Annotated in this window: 4 protein-coding genes; 1 reads left to right on the plus strand and 3 read right to left on the minus strand. The window is 70.2% G+C overall.

The features are described from left to right. Positions 1 to 581, minus strand: a 581-nt coding sequence (locus tag FNH08_RS44180; RefSeq protein ID WP_152777151.1) for an SIMPL domain-containing protein, incomplete at its 3' end; no start/stop codon positions are given. Positions 582 to 730: 149 nt separating this feature from the next. Here FNH08_RS44180 and FNH08_RS44185 point away from each other — a divergent pair. After that, positions 731 to 2,536: a 5'-nucleotidase C-terminal domain-containing protein gene (locus FNH08_RS44185; protein WP_152777152.1), complete on the plus strand. Its 1,806-nt coding sequence runs from the start codon at positions 731 to 733 to the stop codon at positions 2,534 to 2,536. Here FNH08_RS44185 and FNH08_RS44190 read toward each other — a convergent pair. Together FNH08_RS44190 and FNH08_RS44195 are read right to left on the minus strand one after the other, a co-directional pair. Beyond that, positions 2,533 to 3,681 (minus strand): GDSL-type esterase/lipase family protein, encoded by a 1,149-nt coding sequence (locus tag FNH08_RS44190; protein WP_152777153.1) that lies wholly within the window; start codon positions 3,679 to 3,681, stop codon positions 2,533 to 2,535. The genes FNH08_RS44185 and FNH08_RS44190 overlap by 4 nt on opposite strands. A 64-nt stretch (positions 3,682 to 3,745) precedes the next feature. Further along, positions 3,746 to 5,061 (minus strand): lysine N(6)-hydroxylase/L-ornithine N(5)-oxygenase family protein (locus tag FNH08_RS44195; protein ID WP_152777154.1); only part of this gene is annotated, 1,316 nt, incomplete at its 5' end.

A 5,061-nucleotide genomic window follows, 5' to 3' on the forward strand; every position in this document is an offset into this window, starting at 1 on the left:
GGGTACGGCTGGGCGTTCTCCGCGCCGATGTCGGCGAGCTCGATCAGGGCCGCGAGGGTCGTGCCGAGGGCCTCCGCGTACTCGCGGGCGCGCAGGACGGCCTCGCGGACCGCCTGCTGTCGGGCCCGGCGGTGGGCGGGTGAGGCGGGGCGCAGTGCCCACCAGGGGCCGTCGACGCTGGTGAGCTCCAGGTCGGCGAGGCGGGTGGTGAGTTCGCCGAGGGCGGTGAAGTCCGTGAGTTCGGCGGTGATGTGGACGCGGCCGTGGTAGGCGTGGACGCGTTCGCCGCGGCCGTACTTGGTCAGCTCGGGCGTGATGGAGAAGGCGCCGGTCTCCACCCGCTCGACCGCGTCCCCGTACCCCTTGACGAGGTCGAGCGCGGTGGCGTTGCGGCGGGTGAGGTCGTCGAGGGCGGCGCGCCGGTCCTTGCCGCGGGCGCCGACGGTGACGCCGATGCGGGCGATCTCGGGGTCGACTTCGAGCTGGGCCTCGCCGCGGACGGCGATGCGGGGCGCGTCGGGGGTGCCGTAGGGGACGTGGGGTGCTTCAGCGGGTTCAGCGGGTTCAGCGGGCGAGGTCATACGCCCCACTCTGTCACGTCTTTCCTGGTTGGGGGCTTGCCGTTGGCGGATGAGGTCACCAGATCGCAACCTGCGGGACCTGTTGCCACCCGTCATGACCGGGTCAGAATCTACGCGCGTTGTTGACCATTCGCTGAGGAGTACCCGTCATGCCGTTGAACCGCCGGAAGTTCCTGAAGAAGTCCGCCGTGACCGGGGCGGGCGTCGCGCTGACCGGCGCGGTCGCGGCGCCGAGCGCGCAGGCAGCGGAGGCGAAGGGCGCTGGCAAGCGGCCGAAGCGGTACGCGTTCACCGTGCTGGGCACGACCGACCTGCACGGCAACGTCTTCAACTGGGACTACTTCACGGACAAGGAGTTCGACGACAAGGCCCACAACGACGTCGGCCTCGCGAAGATCTCCACCCTGGTCAACCAGGTGCGCGCCGAGAAAGGTCGCCGCAACACGCTGCTGATCGACGCGGGCGACACCATCCAGGGCACCCAGCTGTCGTACTACTACGCCAAGGTCGACCCGATCACCGCCAAGGGCGGCCCGGTGCACCCCATGGCGCAGGCCATGAACGCCATCGGCTACGACGCGGCGGCGCTCGGCAACCACGAGTTCAACTACGGCATCCCGGTGCTGCGGAAGTTCGAGGAGCAGTGCCGTTTCCCGCTGCTCGGCGCGAACGCGCTGGACGCGAAGACGCTGCGGCCCGCCTTCCGGCCGTACAGCATGCACCGGCTGCGCACCCCGTTCGGCCGTGACGTGAAGGTGGCCGTGCTCGGCCTGACCAACCCGGGCATCGCGATCTGGGACAAGGCGAACGTGCAGGGGAAGATGACGTTCCCCGGCCTGGAGGAGCAGGCCGCGAAGTGGGTGCCGAAGCTGCGCTCGATGGGCGCGGACGTCGTCATCGTGTCGGCGCACAGCGGCTCGTCCGGCACGTCGTCGTACGGTGACCAGCTGCCGTACATCGAGAACGCGGCCGGGCTGGTGGCCGAGCAGGTGCCGGGCATCGACGCGATCCTCGTCGGTCACGCGCACACGGAGATCCCCGAGTACTTCGTCACCAACAAGGAGACCGGCAAGCAGGTCGTGCTCTCCGAGCCGCTGAAGTGGGGTCAGCGTCTGACGCTGTTCGACTTCGAGCTGGTGTGGGAGAAGGGCTGCTGGAAGGTCGAGAAGGTGGGCTCGAAGGTTCTCGACTCCAACACCGTGGAGGAGGACCCGAAGATCACGAAGATGCTCACCGACGAGCACGAGAAGGTCGTGGCGTACGTCAACCAGGTCATCGGCACCAACGCCGCCGAGATGACCTCGGTCGAGGCGCCCTACAAGGACGTGCCGATCATCGACCTGATCAACCACATCCAGGCCGACACGGTGAAGCAGGCGCTGGCGGGCACCGAGTACGCGGCACTGCCTGTGCTGTCGCAGGCCGCGGCCTTCTCCCGCAGCGCGGTCATCCCGGCGGGCCAGGTCACCATCCGGGACGTGGCGGGTCTGTACGTCTTCGAGAACACGCTGGAGGCGCGTCTGATGACGGGCGCCCAGATGAAGGCGTACCTGGAGTACTCGGCGAACTACTTCGTGCAGACGGCCGCGGGCGCCCCCGTGGACCCGGCGAACCTGACGAACGCGAACGGCACGCCGGACTACAACTACGACGTGGTCAGCGGCGTGACGTACGAGATCGACATCGCGAAGCCGGCCGGGTCGCGCGTGACGAACGTGCGGTTCGAGGGGGCGCCGCTCGACGACGCCCAGCGGTTCGTGTTCGCCGTGAACAACTACCGGGCCAACGGCGGAGGCAACTTCCCGCACGTGGCGGCGGCCCAGCTGCTCTGGTCGAACTCGGACGAGATCCGCAACACCATGATCGCCTGGGTGAAGGCGAAGGGGACCATCGACCCGGCCGAGTTCGCGGTGGTGGACTGGAAGCTGACGCGGGACGGCACGCCGGTGTTCTAAAGGGCCAGCAGGGCGAGGTCGACGGCGTCGGCGAGGGCTTTCGCGCCGGCGTCGTTGACGTGGAGGCCGTCGCCGCTGTTGAACTCCTCGCGGATCCGGGTCGGCTGGTCCGGGTCCGCGACGGCGGCGGCCAGGTCGACGATCGCGTCGAAGGGGTGGTCGTCGCCACCGAGCCACTCGTTCACACGCAGCCGTTCCGCCTGGCCCTCCTCGGTGTCGTAGCCGGGGTAGACCGTGCCGGCGTACGGGCCGACGGTGGAACCGATGACTTTGAGGCCGGCGGCGTGGAAGCGGTCGGCGAGTGCGGTGAGGCCGGTGATCAGGTCGTCGGCGGTGGGCGGCTTGCCGGGCTCGGGGAAGGCGATGGCGCCGGGCAGGCCCAGGTCGTTGAGGCCGATGTGGACGATCACGTGGCTGACACCGGGCACGTCGAGGACGTCGCGTTCGACGCGGGCGAGCAGGTGGTCGCCGATCTCGTCGGTGAGCAGGCGGTTCGCGGAGATGCCCTGGTTGACGATCCAGCCATGGGTGAGGCGGCGGTTGAGCTGGGCGGGGAAGCTGCTGCCGGTGCCGGGGGTGGTGTTCATGCCCTCGATCCAGGAGTCCCCGAACGCGACGGCGATGCGGGTGCCCTCCGGGGCCCGTACGTCGATGCCGGTGACGAAGTGGCCGGTCGGCAGTTCCTCGGCGTCGTGGAGGACCTCGGCGGTGAGCTGGTTGCCGGGGACCGCGTACCCGATGTCGTACGGGATGGCGGAGTACGTGCTCAGGCCCGTGTCGCCCGGCAGGTAGAGGCTGAGGACGAGTTCCTCGCCCGCGGTCACGGCCTGGACGACCGGGTCACTGACGATCTCCTCGCCGGGCGGGACGGTGACGTTGGTGGTGCCGTCGAACAGCAGGACGATGTCCGTGGCCGGGTCGATGCCGCTGCCCTCGGTGCGCCTGGCGAGGTGGGCCCCGCCGATCTCCAGGGGCGTGGTGCCGTAACGGTTGCTCAGGCGCACCCGGAGGGCGTCGCCGCCGCCGGCCGGGCGTATGGCCTGGCGTACGGTCCGGTCGGCGAAGCCCCGGACCTCGAAGAGCTTGAAGCCCTCGTGCGGGTTGACGACGGCGGCGCGGTGGGCGGCGATCCATGTGGTGGCCATGGGCGAAAGGTAGGCACTTTCCTGACTGCCGTCACTACTTCCACCTTACTTCTTTGCCGTTCGGTTACCCGCGGTCGACCTGCTGCGGGGCGAGACCGAAGGTGGTGAAGGCCGTGCGGTCGGGCAGCGGGTACGGGTCCTTGCCGGTGACGGCGTTCAGGATGGTGGCGCTGCGCCAGGCGGCGAGCCCGAGGTCGGGAGTGCCGACGCCGTGGGCGTGGAGCGCCGCGTTCTGCACGTAGACGTGGCAGCCCGCGCCGGTGACCGAGGGGTCGAGGACAAGGCGGAACCGGTCGTCGACGCGGGGCCGCTCCGAGCTGTCGCGACGCAGGTACGGGTCGAGGCCGGCGAGGAGACGGTCGAGGGGGCGTTCGCGGTAGCCGGTGGCGAGGACGACGGCGTCGGTGGTGAGGCGGGAGCGGGTGCCCTGCTGGAGGTGCTCCAGGTGGAGCTCGACCTTGTTGGCGGGCAGTTGGCCGGCCGTGCGGACCTGGACGCCGGGGGTGAGGACCGCGTCGGGCCAGCCGCCGTGCAGGGTGCGGCGGTAGAGCTCCTCGTGGATGGCGGCCAGGGTGGGGGCCGCGATGCCCCGGTGAAGCTGCCACTGGGCGGCGACGAGCCGGTCGCGGGTCGGTTCGGTGAGGGCGTGGAAGTAACGGGCGTAGTCGGGCGTGAAGTGCTCCAGGCCGAGCTTGGAGTACTCCATGGGCGCGAACGCCCCGGTGCGCGCCAGCCAGTGGATCCGCTCGCGACCCGTGGGGCGGGCCTTCAGGAGGTCGAGGAAGATCTCGGCGCCGGACTGGCCCGCGCCGATGACGGTGACGTGGCCGGCGGCGAGGAGATGGTCGCGCTCGCCGAGGTAGTCCGCGGCGTGGATGACGGGCACGCCGGGGGCGTCGACGAGCGGCTGGAGGGGCTCGGGCACGTGCGGGGCGGTGCCGATGCCGAGGACGACGTTCCTGGTGTACGTACGGGCGCTGGTGTACGTACGGGCGCTGGTGTGCGTACGGCCGAGGGAGTCGGCCTCGCCGTCGCCGTCGAGCCGGGTGAAGTCGACCTCGAACAGGTCGCGTTCGGGGTTCCAGCGCACCCCCTCGACCTGGTGGCCGAAGCGCAGCCCGGGGAGGTTCTTGCTGACCCAGCGGCAGTAGGCGTCGTACTCGGCGCGCCGGATGTGGAAGCGCTCGGCGAAGTAGAAGGGGAACAGCCGGTCGCGGGACCTGAGGTAGTTGGGGAACGACCACGGGCTGGTGGGGTCGGCGAGGGTCACGAGGTCGGCCAGGAACGGAACTTGGAGGGTGGTGTCCTCGATGAGGAGGCCGGGGTGCCAGTGGAAGGCGGGGTGCTGGTCGTAGAAGACGGCGTCGAGTTCGGCGAGGG

The sequence above is a fragment of the Streptomyces spongiae genome (assembly GCF_009377185.1).
GTDB lineage: Bacteria > Actinomycetota > Actinomycetes > Streptomycetales > Streptomycetaceae > Streptomyces > Streptomyces spongiae.